Here is a 25383-nt window from a genome sequence, read left to right as displayed (position 1 = left end):
TATTTATTCATTGTACATATCATCCAAAGTCACTTCTTTTGTCTTGGCTCCCTCCTTCACGGCATCACCATATGGGAAAGCAAGAAGATCATCGGATTTCAGACCTGAAGTTACAACTGCATAATATCCGCTGTTCACAATGCTTCCCACTGTGATCTGCTGCTTTTTCAGTGTTCCCTTCACATCTTTGTATACATAGCTGGTTCCATTTTCCGTACGGATAAATGCCTTCATCACAACCATACTGCCTTCGGCAAGTTTATTTGACTTCAGAGATACCGTCACATAATCCTGGTCGGTAAACTGCAATGAACGATCTGTGATCTCTGCATTAAAGGTGTAATACGATACATTGGGATTAGAATCTCCACCATAATAAGCATTTGAAGAATCCACCGGGTAATCGGATACATTCAGTACCTTCGCCTCAAAGCTGCCGGAATTATAACTGGTACACTGAAGAAGTGTTCCCTCCTTCATTTGATCCAGCATCAGTTCGCTGACCGTTCCGGTAACATAAAAACCATCTTTGCTTTTTACTTTCAGAAAAGCATCTCCATTATAAGAACCTGTGACTTCATCTCCGATGTAAGCAACCGTTCCATCCAGTTTGCTTGTTATCAGCTTGTTTTTTATTTTGTTCTCCAACTTAGTGATTTTCAGATTATTTTCCTCAATATCCAGTTTCAAACTTGCGATCTTGTTTTTCTGGATCTTGATCGCATCCTCTCTTGACATGGTTGTGCCATCAGTACCGTCATCTCCATCACCGCTGTCATCCGGTATCTCATCATCATTTTTGTCATATTTGGAAGCCTCGTCCAGTGTAAATTCTGTTTCCGCATACATATATACCGGATTTTCAAGAAGACTTCCATCGATCAGATAATATCCTGTACAGGAAAGTGTTCTGTCCTGAAAATCAGCAATGGTATCATTCTCATGAAACTCCAGCTGGAACCAGCTGCCGCCTTTCTGGACCACTTTGGTTCCATCCTCACTGTATCCCGCCATTCTGTTAAAGAAAGATCCCATCACCGTAACTTTGCCTTTGGCACTGCTTACAAGAAAAACATAGGGATCTTCTTCCGTACCGGTTCCTGTAAACGGCTGAGAAGTATAATCCAGCTTCTGATAAAATTCCGGTTCACCATCTGTGATCCCCGGAATTTCCGGTTCTGTTATATTGGGATCAGGAAGCTCATTGGGTCCCAGTGTGGGAGTCGGTGTCGGAGATACCGTTGGGGTGTCATCTTCTCCGGAACCCCAGTCCGTAGTCTCTCCGTCTGTAATATCATTGGCAGTAGGATCCTGGTAGGTCGGATCCATGATCAGATCCTCATCGGATGCAGTTGTATCCTCTTCCATATCCGCTGTGTCATCTCCGGTCATCTGCTCTGTTTCACTGTCCGTCGTTTCTCCGGACGGCATTTTTTCGGTAACTTCCTCTGCAGAATCTTCAAGATCTCCTTCTGTATCTGTAAAGGCACTGAGAAGTAATGGCCTGGAGGAAGCCGCTGCAAGATAGCTGCCATCTGCAGTAGCCGCGGAACCGGTAGTTGACTGCATATCCTCGTCTCCGTCACTTCCGGAAGGTGTATCTGTATTTGTCATTTCTCCGTCATTTCCTGTATCACCACCTGTAAGATTCAGGTCCGTATCATCAGTACTGTCTGTACTGTCTTCGATGGGACCTCCATTCTGAAGACTTGTCAGACGGTTCTGTGCTTTGGTCAGATCCTGCTCCTGCTTCTGCTGTTTCAGCTTTGCAATATTCAGTTCCATCTCTACAAGTGTCATATCAAAGGAGATCAGATTATCGCCTTTTTTTACATCATCACCCTGGGATACATATATTTTCTCGATGATCATATCTTTATCCATATTTACATTCTGAGAAACATTCGTGGTGATGGTTCCATCCAGTGTTGTCTCCGAATACCAGTCCGTCTGAAGATTGCTGACGCTGGTTACCGGCACCTCTGTTACCTTGGATTCTTTCACATGCATAAGCCCTGTGTAGATTCCTCCGGCTGCCAATGCCGCAACCAGTACACCAACGATCACTCTCTTCACCACTTTCATTCTATCACCTCTTTTCCTGCAGCTCACCGTCACGGATCATAACAACCCGTTTGGCATGTGCCGCGATCTCCGGGTCATGTGTGATCATCAGCACAGAAACTCCCTCATCGTTCAGCTTCTGAAACAGTTCCATAACCTGTGCTCCCGATTTCGTATCCAGTGCCCCGGTAGGCTCATCTGCCAGCAAAAGCTTGGGATTGTTTACGATCGCTCTTGCAATAGCCACTCTCTGCATCTGTCCTCCGGAAAGCTGGTTGGGCTTAAAATCCACCCTGTCGGCAAGGCCTACACGCTCCAGAGCTTTTCGCGCACGTTCCCGGCGCTCCTTTTTGGGAACCCTTGCATAATTCAGCGGCAGTTCCACATTTGTCAGCGCACTCTGCCTTGGAAGGAGATGAAAGCTCTGAAATACAAATCCGATCGTTTTCAGACGGATATCTGACATCTCATTCTCTGTACATTTGGCAATATCTTCTCCATTCAGAAGAAAAGTTCCCTTGGTAGGTTTGTCCAGGCATCCGATAATATTCATCAGTGTAGTCTTTCCGGAACCGGAAGGTCCCATGATCGCCACATATTCTCCCTCCTCCATGGAAAAATCTACATCTTTCAATACAGGTACCGTCATTTTCCCCTGTTGATAATCCTTATATATTCCTTTTAAATCCAAAATCATTCTGTCGGCGCTCCTTCCATCGGAACAAGGTCATCTCCCGAAGAAATATCGTCTGTCGCATCCATCATGTCACTGTCGATCGCTCCATCTTCGATCATTTCAGGCTCTGAGCCATCACTTTCCGTGTACGCAGAATCATCAATACTTTCATCATCCTCGGAATCATCCCACATCGCCGCTGTAGTCTGATCTGCAGTACCTTCTGTGACAGACATACCTTCTTTCAGCTCATCTGTCGGAAATGCGATCTTATCTTTTTCAGAAAGTCCGTCTGCGATCTCATATTCCCCAAGATCTTCATCATACTGTCCTAATATGACATCTCTCTTCTCCAGCTTGTTCTGACCGTTTGCGATCCAGACATATGGGCTGTCTGTATCCGCATCCACGATAAAATAATCGTTCAGCCAGATACCGGACTTTTTCTCATCCTGTCCTTCGTCCGGTTCAATATACACATGCTGCCCCAGCATCAGACCCTCAGATGAATCCAGATTCACATAAAACGGATAGGTACTGGATGATGTCTGATCATCACTGGCACTGGACATTCCGAACATTGCCATATCCGAACTGCTGTTGCTGGTAGAATTATCCAGGTCAACAGAGCCCATGGTGCCCTTCCAGGTTTTTGAAGAATCCACCCTGGAACGAATGATCACAGGAGTTCCCTCTATGATCGAATCACGGTTTATTTCATTTACCGTTCCCTTTACACGATAAGCACCTGTACTCAGGATCGTGATAAATGCATTGCCGGAGCTGTTTCCGGAACTGGAATCTGTGGAATCCGTCGTGCCTTCTGTCAGCGTATCCTCCACGCCCTCAGAATCATCACCGCCCATCTTGGAGGTATCGATCTTCTGAATCACTCCATCAATCTCACTGCGCACCTCGGTATTCTGCGTTGCCTGGGAAAGCTTATCGATCTCTGCCTGTTTGCTTTTCTGATCATATTCATTCTTCTTGAGATTCATTTTCTGTGTTTCGATCTCTATTGTATAGGAAAGCTGATTATCTGCTGTAGCTTTCTTTTTCTCAGCTTCCAGTGTAGTGATCTGATCAGATATACTTAACTGTTCGTTTTTCAGGCGGTCCAAGGCCAGCTGTGCTTCCTGAAGACTTTGCTGGATACTTCCAAGATCATACTGAAAAAGAAGCTGCCCTTTCTTGACTTCCTGACCGGTCTTTACCTGAACTTCTTTTACCTTTCGGCCGCTTTCGATCTTTACCTGAACCGTTTCCTGCGGTTCCACAACACCTGCATATCGGTTTTCCACTCCGGAATCCATTTCCGAAAGCTTGCTTATCTTTGTTACATATACAATATCGCTGCCTCCTGCGGACCCTGCATGATGTGTATAATAATACCATCCACCGGCTCCGATACCGGCTGCAAGTACAAGGACTCCAAGTGCGATCAAAATACGTTTTTTCATATCTGTCCCCTTTTCTCAGCATCGTACTGAAACTATCTGTTGCTTCAAACATCATAGCAGATTCACTCTAAAAAGAAAAGTCCCTGAAGAAAACGATGCAGATTTCACAGATTTTTCATAAAAAAGTCTCCTTTTTCTCCATTTTTGCGATATTTTGACTTTCGGTACTTTATCTGCTAAAATGTTGTAATATAACTTTTTTGAAAGGAAAGAATAATATGAAGACAGTGAAACATCTGCTGGCTTTCTTGATGATCATTCTTCTCTCAGTTTTTTTATGTAGCTGCTCCCAGTCGGCCAAAGCTCATGCGGAGAAGGCGATCAAAAAAGATCTGGATCTTCTTAAAAATCTGGACTCTGAAACAACCATGCAGTACATATCCTATCAGGAACTGTTTCCGGATTCTGATGACAGCACAAAGCTTTCTGCTGACATAAAAGAAGTATTTTCTCTCTTCTTTCAGAATTTCGATTACAAAATCCTGGGTATATCCGTTGATAGCGACGAAAAAAATGCTTCTGCGCAGCTTAAGCTTACTACTCTGGATGCTGAGGCTCTTGCCAGTGATTTTGTTTCTGCAAGCCTTCAGGAAGAAATACTAGAAACCGCCTCCGGTAAAGAAAATGATAACGGAAATTCCCTGGAGCAGCGTTATCTGCTCCTGTACAAGCTCCTCAAGAATAACACGTACAGTTCTGCAGAACGCACTACTTCCATCCAACTAAACAATCTTGGATCTTCTTCAGAACCTGACTGGGAGATTACGCACAGTTCCTCTCTCGAAAATGATCTGGTCGGTGGCCTTATCACCTATCTGTCCGATCCTGATCTTGTGCCGCCTGCCGAAACGCTTACCGTCTATCTGAAAACGCTTCAAGAAATGGATGTAAAGCAGATGGCTAATTATTTGGGGCTGGATTCCATTCTGAACACTTCAGATTCGGCAAAAAACGCCATTGCCTCTGCCCTTATGGAACAGTTTCACTCCTGTTTTAACTACAAAATATCAAGCACCTCTGTTTCCGGATATCTTGCTGAAGTGGACGCAGAGCTTACCACATTTGACAGTAATTCCATTCTTACACAGTACGAAAAAGAATTGAATACTTATCTGGCTTCTGCTGATGCAGTGATCGACGGTTCCCAGAAGCGTTACAACAAATCACATGAACTGCTTCTGGACAGTATCAGGAATAATCAGGCAACCATAACTGCCACTGCTACCTTCCATCTCACAAACGATGGTGCATCCTGGAAGCTTGAGAATGCAGGTACCGAACTGGGCAATGCCATCTTCGGAACTCTTACCGCTTCACCGGTTCCTGAAGATTCTACCGAAGATAACGAATAAAGAATAAAAGCTAGAAAACCCGTGAATATCTGCTTTCTCTGACAGGAAAGCGTGATCTTCACGGGTTTTTTATATTCTTCTTTTTTATATTCCGGATATGATCTTTATAAAAAGCAATGCAAGGACTATAAGAATAATAGGCCGTATGATCCGGCTTCCGTTTTTCATAACCATACCTGCACCGGTATAATGTCCTGCGATCGAAAACACTGACGCTGCAATTCCAAGCATGATCACAATCTTTCCGCTGAGCAGAAATACAACAAGAGCCGCTACATTAGAAGAGAGGTTGGTAACCTTCATGGTACCGGATGCTTTTGCCACACTCATTTTTCCCAATCCTGTAAACAAAAGCAGGAGAAAAGTTCCTGTTCCTGGTCCATAAAATCCATCGTAGCATCCTACAGCAAGAGAGCATACGGCACAGAGCAGGATCTGTTTTTTTCTGGCGATCTCGCCACCCTTCTCATCCATATTTTTCTTGCGCAGCACATAAAAAGCAACCACCGGAAGAACAGGGATCAGCATATAACGCAGGAGCTTATCACTGGCTATAAGAGCAAGGTGAGCTCCTATGGAAGATCCCAGGAGTGCCATTGGAATACATGGAAGCACCAGGATCCAGTCCACAAATTTATTTTTGCACAGACGGACAGTTGAGATCAATGTTCCTGTTGCTGATGACAGCTTGTTGGTGGCAACAGCATTATGTACAGGAACTCCGGCCAAAAGATAAGCAGGCAGGGAGATCAGTCCTCCCCCGCCTGCTACAGCATCTACAAATCCGGCAAGAAATACAAGTGGGCAAACGATCAGAAATGTATAGATTGTCGGCTGCATGATTTTTTATTCTTCCTCTTCTTTCTGCGGCTCAAGGTCAAGTCCCAGCTCATGAAGCTGTGCCTCACTTACCTGGCTAGGAGACTGAGTCATCAGACAGGAGGCATCCTTAACCTTCGGGAATGCAATAACATCACGGATCGTATCTGCCTTTGCCATAAGCATAACAAGTCTGTCAAGGCCATATGCAAGTCCTGCGTGTGGCGGAACTCCATATTTGAAGGCATCCAGAAGGAATCCGAACTGCTCATGTGCAGCTTCTTTTGTGAAGCCAAGTGCCTCAAACATTCTTTCCTGAATATCATCCTGATGGATACGCACGCTGCCACCGCCAATCTCATTTCCGTTAAGAACGATGTCGTATGCTTTTGCACGAACCTTTCCCGGATCTGTGTCAAGAAGCGGAAGATCCTCCTCCATAAGCATGGTGAACGGATGGTGCATTGCTGTAAAACGGTTCTCCTCCTCGCTCCACTCAAGAAGCGGGAACTCTGTTACCCATACGAAACGATACTCATTTTTATCTAAAAGATCCATCTGTTTTGCAAGCTCAAGACGGAGTGCTCCCAGTACATCGTATACCAATTTTGTCTTATCTGCTGCAAAAAGAAGAAGATCTCCCGGCTTGCCGTCCATAGCTTTTACAAGAGCATCCATCTCTTCATCTGTCATAAACTTGGCGAAAGAAGATTTTCTGGTTCCGTCCTCTGCAATGGCAATGTATGCAAGACCTTTTGCACCATAACCTTTTACGAACTCAACAAGCTTATCGATCTTCTTTCTCGGCATTGCGCCCTGACCTTCTGCATTGATACCACGAACACTTCCGCCGTTCTCAAGCGCACCTGTGAACACACCAAATCCGCAGTCTTTTACGATATCACTGACATCATGAAGTTCCATACCGAAACGCATATCCGGCTTGTCGGAACCAAAACGATCCATAGCTTCCTGCCAGGTAATTCTCTGGATTGGGAGTTTTACATCGATATCCAGAACTTCTTTGAACAGGAATGCAAGATATCTCTCGTTAACATCGATAACATCGTCTACATCAACAAAGGAAAGCTCCATATCGATCTGTGTGAACTCCGGCTGACGGTCAGCACGAAGATCTTCATCACGGAAGCATCTTGCTATCTGGATATAACGATCAAATCCGGAGCACATCAGAAGCTGTTTGTACAGCTGCGGAGACTGTGGAAGGCCATAGAAGCTTCCCGGATGAACACGTGATGGTACCAGATAGTCTCTGGCTCCCTCAGGAGTACTCTTTCCAAGCATCGGTGTCTCAATCTCAAGAAATCCCTCTTCTGTAAAGAACTGTCTTGTAAGCTGGGCAACCTTGCTCTTCATCATGATATTTCTCTGAAGATCCGGTCTTCTTAAATCAAGATAACGATATTTAAGTCGGATCTCATCTTTTGTCTTGCTATTCTCCTCGATCGGGAATGGAGGAACATCTGCCTCAGCAAGAACACGGAGGGATTTTACACGAAGCTCGATCTCGCCAGTTGCAAGATTCTCGTTTACTGCTCCTCCACGTTTCTCTACGGTACCGGTTACAGCAATAACAAACTCACTACGCAGTTTACCTGCTTTTGTAAAGCCTTCCTCGTCAATGCTGCCATTCTCAAAAATCAGCTGCATGATCCCGGAACGGTCACGAAGATCCACAAATACAAGACCTCCTTTATTTCTGGCTTTTGCCACCCATCCCATTAATGTTACTTCTTTTCCGACCATCTCTGTGGTCACTTCTGCACATCGGCAAGTTCTGTGCAGTCCCTGCATGCTTTCAGCCATCTCTTTATCCTCCTCTGACTATTTTTTTCATAGTCATTTTAATTTACTCTGCTATCTCCGTTTTCAGACGGGCAGTTTCAGTCTCTGTTGAAAAATTCTACATACTCTGTATAACCATCTGCTGCCAGCTGGTCTTTCTGGAATTTTTTGTTCTTTTTCATGATAGAGATATTGATCTGTGTACCTGCACTTCTTTCCTCAGTTGCCTGTTTCAGGATGTTCAGAAGCTTGTCTGCCGGCATGTTCTTCTCGATCAGATATGCTTTCTTGCCATTCTTGGTTGGAATCTCATAGCCTCTCTCAAGAAGCAGCATAACGATTCTCTCAAATCCAATGGAGAAACCACAAGCACAGGTATTATTTCCTGTAAATTTACCGATCATCTCATCGTAACGTCCGCCTCCACCGACGCTTCCGCCGAACTCATCCATGGAAATCTCAAAGATCGGACCTGTGTAATAGGACATTCCACGTACCAGTGTAGGGTCAAAGGACATTTTGAAGTCTGCTGTTTTTACAGATTCTACAGTGTTGATGATCGTTTCAAGATCCTCTGCAATACCTGCTTCCAGAACATCAGAAAGTTTTTCTTTAATATAACGGACACCCTCAACATCGTTGGTGATCTCACGGAAAAGTCCAAGATAAGTGTCAATGCTCTCTTTCGCAAAGCCCTCTTTCTCAAGCTCCTCTGCAACTCCCTCGATGCCGATCTTATCCATCTTGTCAAGAATAATAAAGACAGTATCAAAGCTCTCTGCCGGGAATCCGCTGTACTGAGCCATTGCCTTCAGGATCCTTCTGTCATTGATACGGATCGTAAAGTTATGGAAATCCAGTTTTCCAAGAAGTGTTGTAGTTGCAAGTACAAGCTCGATCTCAGCAAGATAGGTCGGCTCACCCAGGATATCGATATCACACTGCATAAACTGACGGAAACGACCTCTCTGCGGACGGTCAGCTCTCCATACATTTCCCATCTGAAGTGCCTTAAACGGAGCCGGAAGCTCGTTTGCATTATTGGAATAATATCTGGAAAGCGGTACGGTCAGGTCATAGCGAAGTCCGGAATCTGTCAGATCATTCTCTGTTTTTGCAGTATCCAGTTTCAGTTTCTCGCCTCTCTTCATAATCTTGAAGATCAGCTTTTCATTTTCACCGCCCTGCTTGCTGCAGAGATTCTCAATATGTTCTACACAGGGAGTTTCAATTGCGGAAAAACCAAAGGTTCCGTACGTCTCTCTGATCATATTAATCACATAGTTACGGATTGCCATTTCCTTCGGTAAAATGTCCTTCATTCCTGTAACCGGTTTCTTTTTTAATGCCATAGTTTCCTCCTTTATGAATCACCCTCTGAAATGCAAGAAACACCTGCATGTCAAAGTTTTTAATCTCATCGATCATCAGTCTTAAAACTTCATCATTTTCCAGAGCTTTCCGATATGGTCTGTCCATACTCAAAGCCGCATATACATCACATACTCTCAGGATCCTTGCACCCATAGGGATATCCTTTCCGCTTCTGTTGCTGGGATAACCGCTGCCGTCAAAATTCTCATGATGATAAAGAATACTTTCCAGAACATAATCGGAATATCCCTGGTCTTTCAGGATCTCATAACCTAATGTGGAGTGCATGCGAACATATTTCAGTTCTTCAATGACCATCGGATTCTGCTCTTGGCCATTAATGTATCCTTCCAGTTTCAGCTTGCCTATATCATGGAGCATTCCGGCAATAGCCAGCTGATAACATTCTTTCTCACCAAGACCAAGCTCCTTTGCCACATCATAGGCAAGGTTACTGACAACAACCCCATGTTTCAGCTCTGCGGAAAGATCCATTTCCAGGATCCGGTCCTGCGTAATTTCACTTATCTTCTGTACGCTTTTCAAGGATCCGTCTCTCCTTTCCGTCTACAGCCATTTTGCAATGCCATCGCGTTTTCTCTCGATCATTTCATCGATACGTGTGATATAATTGACAACATCCTTCACATTCTCCACACGCTCAATGCGCTGTCCGTGATCAAACACAAGCTTGGAGGAACCACCTGCACCCAGTGCGATGATCGGCTGCTTTTCCTCCATAATCAGTATATTGTAAATCCCTGCTTTGTCAACCTCAGAATACCCGACGTTCTCAAAATTCCCCTTCATATTCTTCTGTCTGTACAGATAATAAGGACCCATTCCCATCTCGTAGGCCGTTTTCATAGTCAGATCCATGATCTCCTGATTGTTTTCAAAGGTCATCTCCTGGTATTTATCACGGAAAATATTCAGTCTTGCCGCACGCTTCACAGCAAGAGAATGTACGGTCAGGCTGTCCGGCCCGAGAGCTTTTACCTCGTCCAGTGTATGCTGCACTTTTGTGATATCTTCGCCGGGAAGACCCACGATCAGATCCATATTGATATTGTCGAATCCGGCTTTTCTTGCCAGATGAAACGCATTCTTTGTCTGTTCTACTGTATGACGTCTGCCAATGATATCCAGGGTTTCCTGATTCATGGTCTGTGGATTTACAGAAATCCTGGTAACCGGAAACTCCCGGATCGCCTGAAGCTTTTCCAAGGTTATACTGTCCGGTCTTCCTGCCTCAACCGTAAATTCTTCCAGCTCCTCACAGGGAAAATATTCCGTGATCGCGCCAAGAAGTCTCCGAAGCTGATCCGGCTCCAGTGTGGTAGGTGTTCCCCCACCGATATAGACCGTATCCAGCTTCCGGTTTTTCATCATCCCGGAAACAGCCCGGATTTCCTTTACCAGCGCATCCAGATACGCCTCCACATATTTACGCCATCTCTCCAGCGGATAGGAACTGAATGAACAGTACAGACAGATACTCGGACAGAAAGGAATGCCAACATAAAGGCTGTAACCGTTTTCATAATCAATGTTTTTCAGGATATCCCGCTCACGATTTGCGATGGTAACTGCAAGAGCTGTTTTCTCCGGACTTACCAGATACTGATTTCTCATATATCTGGCGATCTCCGTATTTTTCATTCCGGACTCCAGCATTCCCATAGCCATTTTCACAGGACGGATGCCTGTAAGATTTCCCCAGGGAAGTGTCTTTCCTGTAGCTTTGGAAAGCATCTGATACAGGGCGTATTTGATCGCGTCTTTATTTTTTCTGCGGATATCATGGGCATCATTGCAAGAAATAAGGGCATCCGAAGCTTCTCCACTGGATTGCCCTTCTATCACAGCCCCATGAGCTGTTTTTTTCTCTATTCCGTTGTTGTAACTGATGGTATAACCTTCTTCATCACGTGAGACCCGGAAGCGGATATCATAATCCGCATCATCCTCTTCATAAAGAGAAACGATCTCATTTCCGGGATAAAACGCTTTGATCAGTTCATACACATCATGCTCAAAATCTCTGTTCTGAAACAAAATGCCAATCTTATACAAATGGATTATACCTCTTTTCATAACCAATGGTTGTGGATGCGTCATGCCCCGGAAATACTTCTGTATCCTCTGGCAAAGTATCCACAAGCTTGTGAAGGCTTCTTACGATCTCAGCAGAACTTCCGCCAGGAAAATCGGTTCTTCCCACAGAGCCGCAAAACAATGTATCTCCGCTGAAAAGCACACCTTCGTCTTTGATATAATAGCAGCAGCTTCCTTTGGTATGTCCCGGTGTGTGGAACATCTGGATGGAAAATCCGGCCGCTTCGAAAATCTGCCCGTCATCCAGAAGAACATCCGGCTTAATTGAACAGGCACTTCCATAAACAGCAGTCATATTTATCGTGGGCTCTGCCAGCATCACTTCTTCCTGCATGCATGCATAAACCGGGATCTGATATTTTTCCTTCACTTCCTTTACAGCCATGATGTGATCAAAATGACCATGTGTCAGAAGGATCCCCACCGGTTTCCCCTGCATAAGAGATACTTTCTGAAAAACTTTTTCTGCATAGTCTCCCGGGTCTATGATCAGCAGTTCTCCGGTCTCTTTATTTTTCAGAAAATAGCAGTTGGTAAACACCTGGCCCAGCACACACTGCTGCATTTCAAGTTTACTCATAAAAATTCCTCCGTTTATCGGGTCAGCCCGTTGTTCGCTCTACATCAAGAACACTTTCAACCTGACGGATCTTTTCGATCAGAGAATTCAGTTCCTGTTTGCTGCATACATTAAAGGACATGGAAATCGTGGCGCGTTCCTGCTTGTTGGTACGGCTGTTAATGGAACGAAGATCGATCTTCCTCTCTGTAAAGATCTTGGAAATATCCACCAGAAGTCCGGTACGGTTATTTGCATAAACCTGGATCTCCGCTTCGTATTTCTCGGAATCCGCTCTGTCCGGCATCTGCCACTCTGCTTCAATGAGACGTTTCCGGTCAATCTCAGGCATGTTGAGCACATTCACACAGTCTGTACGATGAATGGTGATCCCTCTTCCTCTTGTTACAAAGCCTACGATCTCATCTCCCGGGATCGGACTACAGCATTTGGAAAAACGAACTGCCACATCATGAATGCCTTTTACTACAATGCCACTCTTACTCTTGGCAATGTGAAGCTTCTCCTGTGATTCGGAAGCTGCCTCCAGGACCTGTTCATCTGTAAGATTCTTCTTATGCTCCCTCTCATAGGCTTCTACCAGCTTGTTAAACACCTGACCTTCTTTCAGGCCGCCATGTCCGATCGCTGCCAATACAGAATCCCAGTCTCGGAAACCATATTTATGCATTACCGATTCCATATACTGTGGCTTGGTATATATGCCTGGTTTAAAGCCCTTGGTCTTGGCATACTGATTCAGCATGTCCTTACCCTTCAGGATATTATCTTCCTTCAGTTCTTTCTTAAACCACTGGTTGATCTTATTCTTAGCCTGTGTGCTCTTTACGATCTTCAGCCAGTCACGGCTGGGGCCCTGAGAATTCTGGGATGTTATGATCTCAATACGATCACCGTTTTTGATCTTATATTCAATAGGAACAAGTTTGCCATTGACCCTGGCACCTACCATCTTGTTTCCTACTGCACTGTGCACGCTGTATGCAAAATCAATAGGTGTAGAACCATTTGGGAGTGTTTTTACATCTCCCTGGGGAGTGAAACAGTAAACACTGTCTGCAAAAAGATCCAGATCATTTTTCAGAAGGCTCATGAACTCCCGGTTATCGGACATGTCGCGCTGCCACTCCAGGATCTGGCGCAGCCAGTTCAGCTTCTCTTCCTCACTCTTTCCAGGTTTCTTACCATCGGAAGTTTCCTTATATTTCCAATGAGCTGCAATACCGTATTCTGCGGTTTTATGCATTTCAAATGTACGGATCTGGATTTCGAAAGGCTGTCCGTTAGGACCGATCAGCGTTGTATGCAGAGACTGATACATATTGGCCTTCGGCATTGCGATATAATCTTTAAATCTACCGGGGATCGGCTTATACATCTCATGGATAACACCAAGAGCTGCATAACAGTCCTTCACAGTATCTACAATGATGCGTACGGCAAACAGGTCATAAATCTGATCAATGGTTTTATCCTGATTGACCATCTTCTTATAGATGCTGAAGAAATGCTTCACACGGCCATCCACCTGCGCCCTGATATTGGCATCCTCCATATGCTGCTTTACCTGTTTCACGATAGAGTTAACAAATTCCTCACGGGCACTTTTGCGAAGAGCAACCTTTTCTACCAGATCATAGTAAACATCCGGCTTCAGATACTTAAGAGAAAGATCATCCAGTTCCACCTTGATCTTGGAAATACCAAGCCGCATCGCGATGGGAGCATAGATATCCATGGTTTCTCTTGCTTTCTCCTGCTGTTTCTCTGGTCTCATATACTGCAGGGTACGCATATTATGAAGACGGTCCGCAAGCTTGATCAGGATAACGCGGATATCCTTAGCCATTGCAAGGAACATCTTTCTTAAATTCTCAGCCTGAACCTCTACCTTGTCCTTGGAATAGGACAGCTGTCCCAGCTTGGTAACACCATCTACCAGAAGTGCTACCTCAGAACCAAATTCCTTTTCCACCTCTTCATACGTCATCCAGGTATCCTCTACCGCATCATGAAGAAGGCCTGCCACTATGGTTTCCTTATCCAGCTCAAGATCCGCAAGGATGATCGCAACACAGAGAGGATGAATGATATAAGGTTCACCGGATTTACGTTTCTGATCCTTATGTGCCTCACTGGCCACTTTATAGGCCTTTTCGATCATGGAAATATCTGTAGACGGATGATATTTCTTCACACTTTTTATCAGCTCCTGATAAAGAACCTCAGGGCTTGTAAAATCATGCATGGATTTCACCGCCGCATCTGCCTTCCGGACAGACTCTCTTTTTTCTTCTTCCTTCTGTATCTCAATGTTTTGTTTTTCCGTATTTTTTGTCTCTGCCATTAAATCCCACCTGCCTGTGCACAATTTCATACTGCCGTATGACTACAATAGTTCACATCCCCTTCCACCGACAAAAAATTATTTTCCGTCGTAACAGATCACAGATGCCACATTATAACCTTTGAGACGCTCACGTCCCTTCAGACCTGCAAGCTCCATAAGGAAAACCACCTTGACAACCTCGCCGCCAAGCTCCTCCACAAGCTTGATGGCTGCTTCCACGCTTCCGCCCGTAGCGATCAGGTCATCCACAATAACAACTTTCTGTCCCGGCTTGATGGAATCCTTATGCATCTCGATAGTTGCACTTCCATACTCCAGCTCATAGGTTCTGGAAACGGTCTCACATGGAAGTTTTCCTGCTTTGCGGACCAGAACAAAGGGTTTGTGAAGATTATATGCGATCGGCATACCAAAGATAAAGCCTCTGGATTCAAGACCTGTAATCACATCGAACTCCTCACCCTCCAGACAATCCTGCATAGAATCAATGGCAAGCTGTAATCCATCCGCATCCTGAAGGACGCTGGTAACGTCACGGAAAATAATCCCTGGCTCTGGAAAGTCCGGGATACTTCTTACATATTCTTCTATTTTTTTCATAATAACCTCCAATGATTTAATTTGTCAATCAGATGTTAGATAGTATAGCACTTTTTCTGTAGGGAATCAATGTGCAACCCGACAGAACTCGCGGAATTACGACAGGCCCTGGACTGCATATTGCCCAGTACAGAGCCTTCTTTCCCGTTTTACAGTCAATTACTCGCTGTCAGGATCTGCATTTTAGTGATACCTTCTCCTGTTATTCTGTAATATAATTTCGGATTACGATCTGTAAGGTCTCTCTTCCCTGATAACGGTTGATCTCAGGATAATATGTGACCGCAATACTTCCACAGTTTTTTATTCTATCAACAAATTCATCTGCTTCTCCAAAATATACTGCTTCCACTACACAGCCGGTACTGTCTGACAGCTGAAGCTTTGCCACATTCCTATTTTTGCCAAGAATACGGCTGCTTAAAACCCGAAGTCCCTTCTGTGCAAAAATCGGTTTGGTATTTCCCTTTCCAAAAGGCTCCAGCAGGGATATCTCTTCCACAAGTTCCTTATTTATATAGGAAACCGGCATTGGCACATCGATCAGGATCTTTGGAGCCAGATCCTTTTCTGTCAGAGTACAGTTTTCGTTTAACCGTCTGCGGAACTCTTCCACATTTTCTTCTTTAATGGATAATCCTGCCGCCATAGGATGACCGCCATACTGTTCCATCAGATCTCCGCATTTTACCAGTTCCTCAAACATGGAATAGCTTTCTATAGAACGTCCGCTGCCTTTCACCATTGTTTCACCTTTTGTCAGGACAAAGACCGGTTTATTGTACTTTTCCCGGATACGTCCCGCAATAATTCCGGCCAGGCTTTCGTGACAGTCCGGTAAATAGATCACAAGAACCCTGTCCTGTCCAATTTCTGTCTCTTCCACAATACGGATCGCTGCTTCCTTTCCCTCTTCTGTGAGAGCTTTTCTGCTTTGATTCAGCGCAGTCAGATCACCGGCAAGTTTTGCTGCTTCATCTTCCGTCTCCGCACAGAGCAGTTTCAGGGAACGTGCAGCGGTATCCAGTCTTCCACTGGCATTGATACATGGTCCCAGCACAAACCCTACATGATAGGCAGTGATCGGCCCATCCTCCAGGCCATTGGCACGGATCAGTTCACGGAGACCTTTGTTAGAAGTGTGGGAAAGTCGTTTCAGGCCTTCCTTTACAAGGATGCGGTTTTCACCCTGAAGATCCATCACGTCTCCCACCGTGGCAATGGCTCCTAATTCCAGAAAATCTTCCAGCTCTTTTTCCGGAATCCCGCATGCCTCATAGAGAGCTGTCACCAGCTTCAACGCAACAACTGCTCCGCACAATCTTTTCTCCGGATAATTACAGTCCGGCTGTTTTGGATTTACAATGGCATCAGCCGGCGGAAGGATCAGTTCTCTTCCATCTTCCGTTTCTTTATAGGGAATTTCATGATGATCGGTTATTATCACCGTCATTCCCTTCTCTTTAGCCATAGTGATTTCATTGTACGCCGCAATTCCATTATCACAGGTAACAATTACGTCAATCCCATCATTCACTGCTCTTTCGATCAAGTGCTCATGGATTCCATATCCATCTGCCACACGGTCCGGAATATATGTATCTGCCAGAGCTCCTGCACGCTTCAGTCCTTTGATCAGAATGAAGGTCGATACTACCCCATCAATGTCATAATCGCCTATAATACGGATGCGTTTTTTTTCCTTTATTTTATTCCGCAGGATCTCCACTGCCTTATCCACATCTTTCATCAAATGCGGAGAAGCCAGTTCGTCCACCTTTCCATAAAGATATCTGCGAATTTCATCCCTGTCCTGTACATCCCGGTTTCGGATCAGTCTGGCGATCACCGGATCAATTCCGAACTCTTTTCCAATTGCAGTAAAATCCGCCCGTTTTGCAGCAACAACCCATCGTTCCATGTTGTTTCCTCCTTGATGCTTTGCCGCTTTCTTTCTTCAAAGCAACACAATAACCGTATTGTAACTCATACTCCTGCATAGCTGCAAGTTTTTTATGCCACACAAAAAAACGTTCCGCCAGGAAATATTCTTTCCCGGTACGGAACGTTTCTGTTATTCAGCAATTTTATTCAGATTTCTCCTCATCATTCTGCTGCTTTGCTGCCTCCTGCGCTGCAAGGCGCTCGGCAACTCTTTTACGGTTTTTCTTCTTCGGCTGCTGAGCTGTCTGCTGTCCGGATGGCTGTTTTACCTTTTTCTCAGATTTCTCGGAAGAAATCTTTGCGGAAGCTGCTACAGCTGCCGGTGCTGCAACACGATTTTTTCTGAATGTTTTCATGGTGTACCACAGAGCACCAGTGATGCATACAGAAGAATATGCTCCACCGATGATACCTACCATCAGCGGTGCTGCAAATTCTTTAATTGAGGAAACACCCATTACATAAAGAATTGCAACCATTACAAATGTTGTCAGGGATGTGTAAATGCTTCGTGTCAGAGTTTCTGTAACACTGGTATTTACGATCTCTTTCAGTTTCTCATCCTCAACTTTCTTTCTGCCTCTCATATTCTCACGGATACGGTCGAAGATGACAATAGTAGCATTGATGGAATAACCTACGATCGTCAGCATACACGCAATAAATGTATTTCCCACAGATGTTCTGGAAATAACATAAAACGCAAGTACGACCAGGACATCATGAAGAAGTGCAAGTACTGCACTGCTTGCAAAGCGGATATCCTTGAAACGGAACCAGATGTAAAGAAGCATGAAGATCGCAGCTACGATAACCGCTACGATAGCGTCTCTTCTCATCTCATTGCTGACAGTAGCGGAAATATTCTCCGATGTGATCAGACTTGTATCTACATCAAAATTTTCCTCCAATGCCTTATTCAGTGCTTCTCGTTCCTTAAGATCCAGAGAACGTGTTTTGATCACTACCTGATTGGTTCCCTGCACCTTGGTCGGCTGTACATTCTTATCACCTGTCACTGCCTCAACAACCGGTGTTACCTTGGAATCGATCTCCTTGATATCCATCTCTTTATTGAAGGTTACATTGGTAGAAGTACCACCGGAAAACTCCAGACTGTAATTCATGGCTTTGTCACCGATCACATTACTGTGGACCAGCATTCCTACAGGTCCGCAAAGGATCAGGATAATGGAAACAGCAAAGAAGATTTTTCTCTTTCCAACGAAATCCACAACCTTACGTTCCTTGGCAATGCCATAGAATTTCGGGTCACGAACACCAATTGCGTATACCGCATTAACAACAAGCCTGGATATAACCAGTGCTGTAAACATGGAGATCACGATACCCATTGCCAGCGTGTAGGCAAACCCCTTAACAGAACCGGAGCCAAGCCACATCAGCACACAAGCTGCGATCAGTGTTGTGATGTTTCCATCAAAAATAGCGGAAAACGCTTTGCTGAATCCACTTTTGATCGCTGCATGGACAGAAAGGCCTGCCGCGATCTCCTCACGGATTCTGGCGTAGATGATAACATTGGCATCCACTGCCATACCAATGCCCAGGATGATACCTGCAATACCCGGAAGCGTAAGGGTGATATCAAAGGCATTCAGTGTGATCAGCATTAAGGTTGTATAAAGAACCAGTGCAACAGATGCAACCAGACCTGGGATACGGTATGCGATGATCATGATCAGCATAACGATCACAAGACCGATCGCTCCGGCTTTTACACTTGTTGCGATGGCTTCTTCACCAAGCTGTGCAGCAACTACGCTGGAACGAAGCTCGGTAAGCTCAAGACTTAAGGAACCGATTCTTATGTAAGAAGCAAGATTCTGTGCCTCTTCTGTACTTGCCATTCCGGTGATCTGAGCTTTTCCGCCGGAAATCTCCTCATTTACATTCGGAGCGCTTAAAACCTGATCGTCATATACGATTGCGATCTGCTTTCCAACATTTGCCTTGGTAGCTTCCGCAAATTTGGTTTTTCCATTCTTTGTAAGAGTCAGACTGACTGCATATTTCTGGGAGCTTGTGGATGAATCCTGATAAGCACCTCCCTCAGCGTCTGCAACGTCTGTACCTTCCAGCACAACAGATCCGGCTTTCTGGATATCCTCAATACTTCTTGCAAGAACATATCCACTCTCACTGTTTCCTGTTGTAAAATTCTGGTTTCCGTCTGCATCTGTCTGATCGATAAAATACAGAGAACCTGGCTTTCCAAGTTCTTCCAGGATCGCATTTGCATCTGATACTCCTGGAATCTCAATGGTGATACGGTTGGAACCTTCCTGATATGCCTGTGCCTCAGTACTGTACTGAGAAACACGCTGCTGCATCTTGTAAACAGTATCGGACATGTCTTCCTTGCTCGGATTGCTGTCCTTAGCCTGGTATGTGATGCTGACACCGCCGGCAAGATCAAGTCCGGTGTTGATATTCTTAGCCGAACCTGTTCCTGTAGGACCAATGCCTACCGCAGCCACATAGCAGAAGAATACTGTGACAATTGCTGTCAGAAGCAGCACTGCAATTCCTCTACTTTTCTTCATTTTCTTTTTCCTCTCTTATTCCGCCAAAGCGGCTTTTATCATGATAGCGCACTCCACACGCTTCCTCTGGAGTTCGCATCCGATCTTATAATTTCCCCGGATATCTCCGCCGAAATGGTAACCATTTGCCGCACAGCCGCCGCTGCAGTAGAACCTGGCAAAACAGTCTTTACAGTCCGGTTTCGTATAGACGTTACATCTTCCAAAGTCTTTTACGATTTCAGGCTTTGTGATTCCCTCGTCTACATTACCCATAAGGTACTGTTCCTCACCCACAAACTGGTGACATGGATAAAAATCTCCCCACGGAGTAACAGCCAGGTACTCGGTTCCTGAGCCGCATCCGGAAAGTCGTTTGTATACACACGGACCACCGGTAAGGTCTATCATAAAGTGGAAGAAGTTGAATCCTTTTCCCTCTTTTTCTCTTTTGATCATTTCTTTTGCAAGAATATCATACTGTTCCAGGATCTGTGGGATATCCTCCTCACGGATCGCATACTCTTCTGTATCTGCTGCCACGACCGGCTCAACAGAAATCTGCTTGAAGCCAAGATCTGCCAGATGCAGAACATCCTGAGAGAAATCAAGATTATGATGAGTAAAGGTTCCTCTTACATAATACTTGTCCTGATTTCTGGATTCCGCAAATTTCTCAAATTTCGGCATGATCAGATCATAGCTTCCTGCACCCTTACGGAACGGGCGCATGTAGTCATGAACTTCTTTTCTACCGTCCACGCTTAAGACAACATTTCCCATTTCCTTATTGCAGAATTCCATCACCTCATCATTTAAAAGAACGCCGTTGGTTGTCAATGTGAAGCGGAATTTTTTGTTATGAAGTTTCTCCTGTTCTCTTCCGTATTTCACAAGATCCTTTACAACCTGCCAGTTCATAAGAGGCTCGCCGCCAAAGAAATCCACTTCCAGATTCTTTCTGGAGCCGGAATTAGCGATCAGGAAATCCAACGCTTTTTTTCCTACCTCAAAAGACATCAGCGCACGTCTTCCGTGATACTCTCCTTCTTCTGCAAAACAATATCTGCATGCCAGATTACAGTCATGAGCAATATGAAGGCAAAGAGCCTTTACAACGGTCTGGCGGTTTTTGGTAAATTCATCAATGATATTCTCATAAATATCTTTTGTAAAAAGCATTCCCTGTTCCTGAAGCTTCTTACATTCAGTTACAGAGGTTTCCACATCCTCTTTCTTAAAACGGTCGCCAAGCTTCTCAGCAATGGCAGCCGCTTCCATGCCTTCTTCAAGATACGGCAGCACCTCATAGGTTACTTCATCTACTAGGTGGATACAGCCGCTGTTGATATCCAGCACAATATTATATCCATTACTTTGATAACGGTGAATCAGACTCATCTTCCCGCAATCCTTTCTAAAATTCTTTTATAACCCGACAAAACGCGCCCTCCGGCGCGTTTTGCTGGATACCTGTTACTTTCAGATAAAACAAGTGAAGCAGCGGATCTCCCGCTGCTTTCCACTCATTCAACGGCTGCTTCTTATTTGTGCTCGCAGCTCTGGTTTCCTACTGTACAGGAAGTCTTGCAAGCAGACTGACAGGATGTCTGACATTCGCCACATCCACCCTTCTTAACCGTGTTCTGAAGGTTCTTTGTATTTAATGTCTTGATATGTTCCATGATATATCCTCCTTTATGTATTCTATTCTTCGCCTAGTATAGCATAAAATCATCGATTTTCAAAGCATTTTTTTGTAAGCTTTTACGACAGCATCCCACCAATGGCTCCGCCACCAAGACACATGAAAAAAGTAGTCAACGCATGGGCAAAGGTCATATCCCATTTCCCCTGTGCCAGAAAAGATACCAGAAGCAGCAGAACATAATAGGAAAGCCCGGTAACGATCCCCCATATATATCGGTCTTTCCGTATGATCTTTCCCGCCATAAAACCTCCGACCAGGCAGGATACTACATAAATAATAATGATCCCCACCGCCGCCATCCCTCCTCCAAATCCAAACTGAAAGAGCAGAAACGCCAGTATCAGAAGAAAAAGTCCTGTCACTCCATAGGCTAGCAGCAATGATCGTAATATTGCTTTTCCCTTCATAAAAAAGCCCTCCCACAGTCATTATATGGGAGAGCTTTTTCTCTTATTCATTACTTCTTTCTTTTCTTAAAAAACACTGCTACACCAGCTACAACTGCCGCTGCCACAAACAAGATCACAAACGGAAGGATCTGAGTGTTATCTCCGGTATTTACCTGTTTCTTGGATGTTGTTGCAGAAGACTGTTCTTCAGCCTCATTCTCCGCCGTATCACTGTTCTGAGAAGAAGACTGTTCCTGATCTGTGCTATCTGAAGTCAGATTCTGAGATGTCTCTGCCGTATTGGTGTCTGTACTGTCTGTTTCTGCAGAATCTGCAGTACCTGAAGATGCAGTATCCGAAGATGAAGCATCAGCTGCAGGTGTAACCGTTGCACCGGTATTGCTTTCAGCATCTGGCCCTACCAGAGATTTACTTCCAGCGATGCCAAATGGACTGAATGAATGTGTACTGAAAGTCATTGTGTCACCATCCATGCTTGGAATGATGGTCTCCATTGCGCCATTATCAAGAAGGTGTTCAATAGAATATGTATAGCCGGCCTTTACAGGTACAGTCACACTGATATACTCCCCGTCCGGAATTTTATACTCTGTATTATTCTGTGTATCCCAGAGTTCAAACTCATAGGATTTAAAGATTGTTGCATCTTCTTCATTGGTAAACTGATAGTCCTCACCACCAGAAACACGAAACTGTACATACCACGGAAGATCGATTCCTGATACAGTTATTCCATCACAGGTATGATTTTGAGACGCAATTTCCTCTTTTTCTGTTTCTGTCAGATCGGTAGCTGCATTCTGAGGGCGTTTATCCTCTGTATCATCTTTCCTGTCAAAAATATTATCCTTGTTTTCTTCAGTATCAGGAGTCTCCGTAATTTCCGGGATCGCGGTAATTTCAGCATCGTTATTTTTTTCATGATTCTCATCGTCTCTATTCTCAGATGCTGCATCAGGATCCATACCATCTTCTGCCGCCGGAGTTATCGTTACAGCAGGAGTTTCCACAGCTTCTGCTTCTTCCCCATCCTGAGTTTTATTATCCTCAGATGGTGCAGCTGTTACCTCCGGAGCTTCTGTTATCTCCGGATCCCTTTTTTCCTCTCCACTGGCATCTGCTGCATCTGTTGTATCTGAAGAATCTGAAGAAGACTGCTCCGTTTTTCCTGTTGTCTCCGGATCTTCTTTATTTTCCTGGGCACTGTCATCCTGCAGACCTTCGTTCTTCTCCTCATTCTCTGCAGTGCTGTCCTCTGTTTCTTTTACAGAAGTATCTGCATCACTCTCATTGACGTCGGTTCCATTTTCCTCTTTATCATCGGTTCCATAGGATTCTCCTGAATCTGAATCAGAAGAATCGGAACTTTCCTCACTTCCGGAATTTTCCTCTGTACTGTCAATGCTGCTGACCACAACTGTCACGGAACCTGTAAGTGTTCCTGAATTACTGTCCCACCCCGGAAGGCCTGAAAGGTCAGCACCTGCAGCAGGTTTGAACACTACCCCACAGGATTGCACACGTTTGTCCGGAACATAAGAACTATCTGCCCAGGAAAGAGTTCCATACGCATTAGATGGGAGCGCAATGTTAGCAAGAGCTGTAGGGCTGTCAATAGTTATATTATCCGGGATCACAGCACCGGATTCTATACCTGAAGAGTTCTCCGCATATGCCGGAAAGGTCTGTCCTCCGATCAGTGTCATGGACAATGCCGCTGCTGCCAGTATTGAAAAGCTTCTGCTAAATGTAATCTTTGTGTTCTTTTTCATAATAATCTGCACCTCTATATTCAAAATCTAAGATTCATATTTGCCTTTTGTCAAAAAATTCAGTTATATAAAATATCGAACGCATGTAACATGCGCTCGAACCAATATTTCTCCAAAAATTAATATCTTGTTAATCTTTCGTAACAGATATTTCTTTTTTTCGTCAAATGCATTATAACACAATTCTTTTTTTTACGACACCCCTAAATTAATTTTTTTTGAGCATCAATGAAAATTGTTTAATTATTCTAGTTATTTCCCTCATTACCTCATCAATTCCATCATTTGTCATAATCCACGTATTTTTATCTATAGAATCCACACAACACGAACTCACAAAGAATTCCGTATCCGGATAAAGCAACTTGTAATACATCAACGCACGTCTTGCATGACAGGTTTTACAGCAGAGAATCGCCTTTTTGATATCCAGGTATTCTCTGTCTGTTACCTGCCGGGAATAAATTGCGTTCTCATAAGTGTAGGTTGCCTGATCTTCTTTCAGAATCGCTTCTTCCGGTACACCATTCTGCATCAGAACATCTTTCAAAAAATCCCATTCCGTTTTGTATGTCCCACAATAACATTCTTTCTTGTCAAGAACTCCTGTAAATCTCCCTGCTGTGATACTGCATCTTCCACTGGGCAGGATCTTTGGTGCAAACCCATTCCTGTAAAGCTCCGCTGCTTTTTCCGCCATTTGAGGATATCCGTTTCCCGGAACAAAGATCACATCCGCTTTTTCCGGCTTATCTTCTATAAACATGAAATCTTCTATCTGTTTCAGAAACTCTTCGTACATTATTTTCTATGTCCTTTCTTTACCATCTGCAGCTAAATCCCGGATCAAAAGATATTTATCTGACAGGTATCCCTTATCCAGCTTTCTGTATTGCCTAATCATATCACTCTTTCGTGGCAGATGCACTAATAGATCATCTGTTTTCTATTTTGTAACGATCACTGTGCTATATCCACTGTCCCTCAGCCTTTGTTCCATATTGACCGCATTTCCAAGCTGCATATATGCTCCTACCTGAACTTTGTAAAGATCATTCTCTCTCAGGATAAACGCCGGAAATCCCTGATCTGTCAGCTGATACAACATCCTGTCTGCATTTTCCCGATTTCGAAATGCTCCTGTCTGTACCCGATAATACAATGGCTCTTCCACCGTTTCCTCATTCAATGTTCCCAGAATGGCATCTGCGATGCTTCTGGCAATCTCTTCGAATTTTTTTTCAAAAAGCTGATTATCCTTTTCCGAGTTTATAAATCCGGTCTCGATCAAAAGTGCCGGCATTTTTGTGCGCCGGAGCACTACCAGCCCCGGACGTTCTTTTACGCCCAGTTCCCGAAACCCCAGTTCTCCCAATGCTCCCAGGATATTCTGTGCCATCTGATATTTAATGCCTTTCTTATCATAGATCAGTACTTCAACTCCATTGTATTGTTCCGGCTTGGAACTGCTGTTGCGATGAAAAGAAATAAAAAAATCTGCTCCAGCTTCATTTGCAGCTTTCGCTTTTTCAAAAGGAGTCTGATAAATATCTGTAGTCCTGGTATAAACCACATCCACGCCATTCTCTTCCAGGATCTTTCCTACTGCAAGGGTCAGTTTCAGATTGTCATCCTTTTCCTTACGATCTTTATAAACAGCACCCGGATCTTCTCCACCATGTCCGGCATCCAGAACGATTTTATATGCCATGTTCTTTCTCCTTGAGAATTTCATTCACAATATGATATGACTGTATGTTTTTTCCTGTGCCTGCATTTCATTTCATGCTTTATTTTGTTT

20 protein-coding genes are annotated in these 25383 nt (G+C 44.3%); 1 reads left to right on the top strand and 19 read right to left on the bottom strand.

Features of this window, described 5'->3' with window-relative positions:
- Nucleotides 1–3 precede the first annotated feature (3 nt).
- Genes BN3261_RS04555 through BN3261_RS04545 form a run of 3 tightly spaced genes read right to left on the bottom strand, consistent with a single transcriptional unit; the run spans nucleotide 4 to nucleotide 4200 of the window.
- Nucleotides 4–2085: a hypothetical protein gene (locus BN3261_RS04555; protein ID WP_059085560.1), complete on the bottom strand. Its 2082-nt coding sequence runs from the start codon at nucleotides 2083–2085 to the stop codon at nucleotides 4–6.
- A gap of 4 nt (nucleotides 2086–2089) precedes the next feature.
- Nucleotides 2090–2761, bottom strand: coding sequence for an ABC transporter ATP-binding protein (locus tag BN3261_RS04550; protein ID WP_015524653.1), 672 nt, complete (start codon nucleotides 2759–2761; stop codon nucleotides 2090–2092).
- Nucleotides 2758–4200 carry an efflux RND transporter periplasmic adaptor subunit gene (locus BN3261_RS04545; RefSeq protein WP_021650386.1) on the bottom strand — a complete coding sequence of 481 codons (1443 nt, stop codon included), beginning with the start codon at nucleotides 4198–4200 and terminating at the stop codon, nucleotides 2758–2760. The genes BN3261_RS04550 and BN3261_RS04545 overlap by 4 nt, the downstream gene beginning before the upstream one ends.
- Before the next feature lie 218 nt (nucleotides 4201–4418).
- Here BN3261_RS04545 and BN3261_RS04540 point away from each other — a divergent pair, with 218 nt between their 5' ends.
- A complete protein-coding gene (locus BN3261_RS04540) occupies nucleotides 4419–5552 on the top strand; it encodes a hypothetical protein (protein ID WP_059085559.1) in 1134 nt (377 codons plus the stop codon).
- 84 nt (nucleotides 5553–5636) lie between these two features.
- Here the strand turns inward: BN3261_RS04540 and BN3261_RS04535 are convergent, their stop codons facing one another.
- The 16 genes from BN3261_RS04535 to BN3261_RS04460 form a co-directional block, all read right to left on the bottom strand.
- The gene (locus BN3261_RS04535; protein WP_021650384.1) at nucleotides 5637–6392 is read right to left on the bottom strand and encodes a sulfite exporter TauE/SafE family protein; all 756 of its coding nucleotides are present in this window, start codon (nucleotides 6390–6392) and stop codon (nucleotides 5637–5639) included.
- Nucleotides 6393–6398: 6 nt separating this feature from the next.
- Nucleotides 6399–8198, bottom strand: a complete 1800-nt coding sequence (gene aspS, locus BN3261_RS04530; RefSeq protein WP_015524642.1) for an aspartate--tRNA ligase — start codon at nucleotides 8196–8198, stop codon at nucleotides 6399–6401.
- 77 nt (nucleotides 8199–8275) lie between these two features.
- Nucleotides 8276–9529, bottom strand: coding sequence for a histidine--tRNA ligase (gene hisS, locus BN3261_RS04525; RefSeq protein WP_059085558.1), 1254 nt, complete (start codon nucleotides 9527–9529; stop codon nucleotides 8276–8278).
- Complete coding sequence (locus tag BN3261_RS04520; protein WP_268872673.1) at nucleotides 9462–10097, bottom strand: HD-GYP domain-containing protein; 636 nt, start codon at nucleotides 10095–10097, stop codon at nucleotides 9462–9464. Before BN3261_RS04520 ends, hisS begins: the two co-directional genes overlap by 68 nt.
- A 21-nt stretch (nucleotides 10098–10118) precedes the next feature.
- A complete protein-coding gene (hemZ, locus tag BN3261_RS04515) occupies nucleotides 10119–11648 on the bottom strand; it encodes a coproporphyrinogen dehydrogenase HemZ (RefSeq protein WP_059085557.1) in 1530 nt (509 codons plus the stop codon).
- Nucleotides 11620–12249, bottom strand: a complete 630-nt coding sequence (locus tag BN3261_RS04510; protein ID WP_059085556.1) for an MBL fold metallo-hydrolase — start codon at nucleotides 12247–12249, stop codon at nucleotides 11620–11622. Before BN3261_RS04510 ends, hemZ begins: the two co-directional genes overlap by 29 nt.
- A gap of 22 nt (nucleotides 12250–12271) precedes the next feature.
- Nucleotides 12272–14596 carry a RelA/SpoT family protein gene (locus tag BN3261_RS04505; protein ID WP_015524639.1) on the bottom strand — a complete coding sequence of 775 codons (2325 nt, stop codon included), beginning with the start codon at nucleotides 14594–14596 and terminating at the stop codon, nucleotides 12272–12274.
- 78 nt (nucleotides 14597–14674) lie between these two features.
- Nucleotides 14675–15199, bottom strand: coding sequence for an adenine phosphoribosyltransferase (locus BN3261_RS04500; RefSeq protein ID WP_021650378.1), 525 nt, complete (start codon nucleotides 15197–15199; stop codon nucleotides 14675–14677).
- Nucleotides 15200–15401: 202 nt separating this feature from the next.
- On the bottom strand, nucleotides 15402–17120 hold the full coding sequence (gene recJ, locus BN3261_RS04495) for a single-stranded-DNA-specific exonuclease RecJ (RefSeq protein WP_059085555.1): 1719 nt from the start codon (nucleotides 17118–17120) through the stop codon (nucleotides 15402–15404).
- A 166-nt stretch (nucleotides 17121–17286) separates the two neighbouring features.
- Nucleotides 17287–19710, bottom strand: coding sequence for a protein translocase subunit SecDF (locus BN3261_RS04490; protein WP_059085554.1), 2424 nt, complete (start codon nucleotides 19708–19710; stop codon nucleotides 17287–17289).
- 15 nt (nucleotides 19711–19725) lie between these two features.
- Complete coding sequence (gene scfB / locus BN3261_RS04485; protein ID WP_129975275.1) at nucleotides 19726–21090, bottom strand: thioether cross-link-forming SCIFF peptide maturase; 1365 nt, start codon at nucleotides 21088–21090, stop codon at nucleotides 19726–19728.
- Between the two features lie 143 nt (nucleotides 21091–21233).
- Nucleotides 21234–21374, bottom strand: a complete 141-nt coding sequence (gene scfA / locus BN3261_RS04480; protein ID WP_015524633.1) for a six-cysteine ranthipeptide SCIFF — start codon at nucleotides 21372–21374, stop codon at nucleotides 21234–21236.
- 82 nt (nucleotides 21375–21456) lie between these two features.
- Nucleotides 21457–21807 (bottom strand): TIGR04086 family membrane protein, encoded by a 351-nt coding sequence (locus BN3261_RS04475; protein ID WP_059085553.1) that lies wholly within the window; start codon nucleotides 21805–21807, stop codon nucleotides 21457–21459.
- A 50-nt stretch (nucleotides 21808–21857) separates the two neighbouring features.
- Nucleotides 21858–23582, bottom strand: a complete 1725-nt coding sequence (locus BN3261_RS04470) for a hypothetical protein (protein ID WP_059085552.1) — start codon at nucleotides 23580–23582, stop codon at nucleotides 21858–21860.
- A 208-nt stretch (nucleotides 23583–23790) separates the two neighbouring features.
- Nucleotides 23791–24384, bottom strand: coding sequence for a YdcF family protein (locus tag BN3261_RS04465; protein WP_059085551.1), 594 nt, complete (start codon nucleotides 24382–24384; stop codon nucleotides 23791–23793).
- 144 nt (nucleotides 24385–24528) lie between these two features.
- Nucleotides 24529–25293, bottom strand: coding sequence for an N-acetylmuramoyl-L-alanine amidase (locus BN3261_RS04460; protein ID WP_044960663.1), 765 nt, complete (start codon nucleotides 25291–25293; stop codon nucleotides 24529–24531).
- Nucleotides 25294–25383: the final 90 nt, after the last annotated feature.

Source organism: Blautia massiliensis (ex Durand et al. 2017), from assembly GCF_001487165.1.
GTDB classification, from domain to species: Bacteria; Bacillota; Clostridia; order Lachnospirales; family Lachnospiraceae; genus Blautia_A; species Blautia_A fusiformis.
Note: the sequence above shows the minus strand (reverse complement) of the source record. Positions and strands in the feature narration are given on the sequence as shown.

Excerpts from the sequence above, each read along its gene's own strand:
- BN3261_RS04555 (WP_059085560.1), bottom strand. The coding sequence starts at position 2,085 with ATGAAAGTGGTGAAGAGAGTGATCGTTGGTGTACTGGTTGCGGCATTG.
- BN3261_RS04550 (WP_015524653.1), bottom strand. The coding sequence starts at position 2,761 with ATGATTTTGGATTTAAAAGGAATATATAAGGATTATCAACAGGGGAAA.
- BN3261_RS04545 (WP_021650386.1), bottom strand. The coding sequence starts at position 4,200 with ATGAAAAAACGTATTTTGATCGCACTTGGAGTCCTTGTACTTGCAGCC.
- BN3261_RS04540 (WP_059085559.1), top strand. The coding sequence starts at position 4,419 with ATGAAGACAGTGAAACATCTGCTGGCTTTCTTGATGATCATTCTTCTC.
- BN3261_RS04535 (WP_021650384.1), bottom strand. The coding sequence starts at position 6,392 with ATGCAGCCGACAATCTATACATTTCTGATCGTTTGCCCACTTGTATTT.
- aspS (WP_015524642.1), bottom strand. The coding sequence starts at position 8,198 with ATGGCTGAAAGCATGCAGGGACTGCACAGAACTTGCCGATGTGCAGAA.
- hisS (WP_059085558.1), bottom strand. The coding sequence starts at position 9,529 with ATGGCATTAAAAAAGAAACCGGTTACAGGAATGAAGGACATTTTACCG.
- hemZ (WP_059085557.1), bottom strand. The coding sequence starts at position 11,648 with ATGAAAAGAGGTATAATCCATTTGTATAAGATTGGCATTTTGTTTCAG.
- BN3261_RS04510 (WP_059085556.1), bottom strand. The coding sequence starts at position 12,249 with ATGAGTAAACTTGAAATGCAGCAGTGTGTGCTGGGCCAGGTGTTTACC.
- BN3261_RS04505 (WP_015524639.1), bottom strand. The coding sequence starts at position 14,596 with ATGGCAGAGACAAAAAATACGGAAAAACAAAACATTGAGATACAGAAG.
- BN3261_RS04500 (WP_021650378.1), bottom strand. The coding sequence starts at position 15,199 with ATGAAAAAAATAGAAGAATATGTAAGAAGTATCCCGGACTTTCCAGAG.
- recJ (WP_059085555.1), bottom strand. The coding sequence starts at position 17,120 with ATGGAACGATGGGTTGTTGCTGCAAAACGGGCGGATTTTACTGCAATT.
- BN3261_RS04490 (WP_059085554.1), bottom strand. The coding sequence starts at position 19,710 with ATGAAGAAAAGTAGAGGAATTGCAGTGCTGCTTCTGACAGCAATTGTC.
- scfB (WP_129975275.1), bottom strand. The coding sequence starts at position 21,090 with ATGAGTCTGATTCACCGTTATCAAAGTAATGGATATAATATTGTGCTG.
- scfA (WP_015524633.1), bottom strand. The coding sequence starts at position 21,374 with ATGGAACATATCAAGACATTAAATACAAAGAACCTTCAGAACACGGTT.
- BN3261_RS04475 (WP_059085553.1), bottom strand. The coding sequence starts at position 21,807 with ATGAAGGGAAAAGCAATATTACGATCATTGCTGCTAGCCTATGGAGTG.
- BN3261_RS04470 (WP_059085552.1), bottom strand. The coding sequence starts at position 23,582 with ATGAAAAAGAACACAAAGATTACATTTAGCAGAAGCTTTTCAATACTG.
- BN3261_RS04465 (WP_059085551.1), bottom strand. The coding sequence starts at position 24,384 with ATGTACGAAGAGTTTCTGAAACAGATAGAAGATTTCATGTTTATAGAA.
- BN3261_RS04460 (WP_044960663.1), bottom strand. The coding sequence starts at position 25,293 with ATGGCATATAAAATCGTTCTGGATGCCGGACATGGTGGAGAAGATCCG.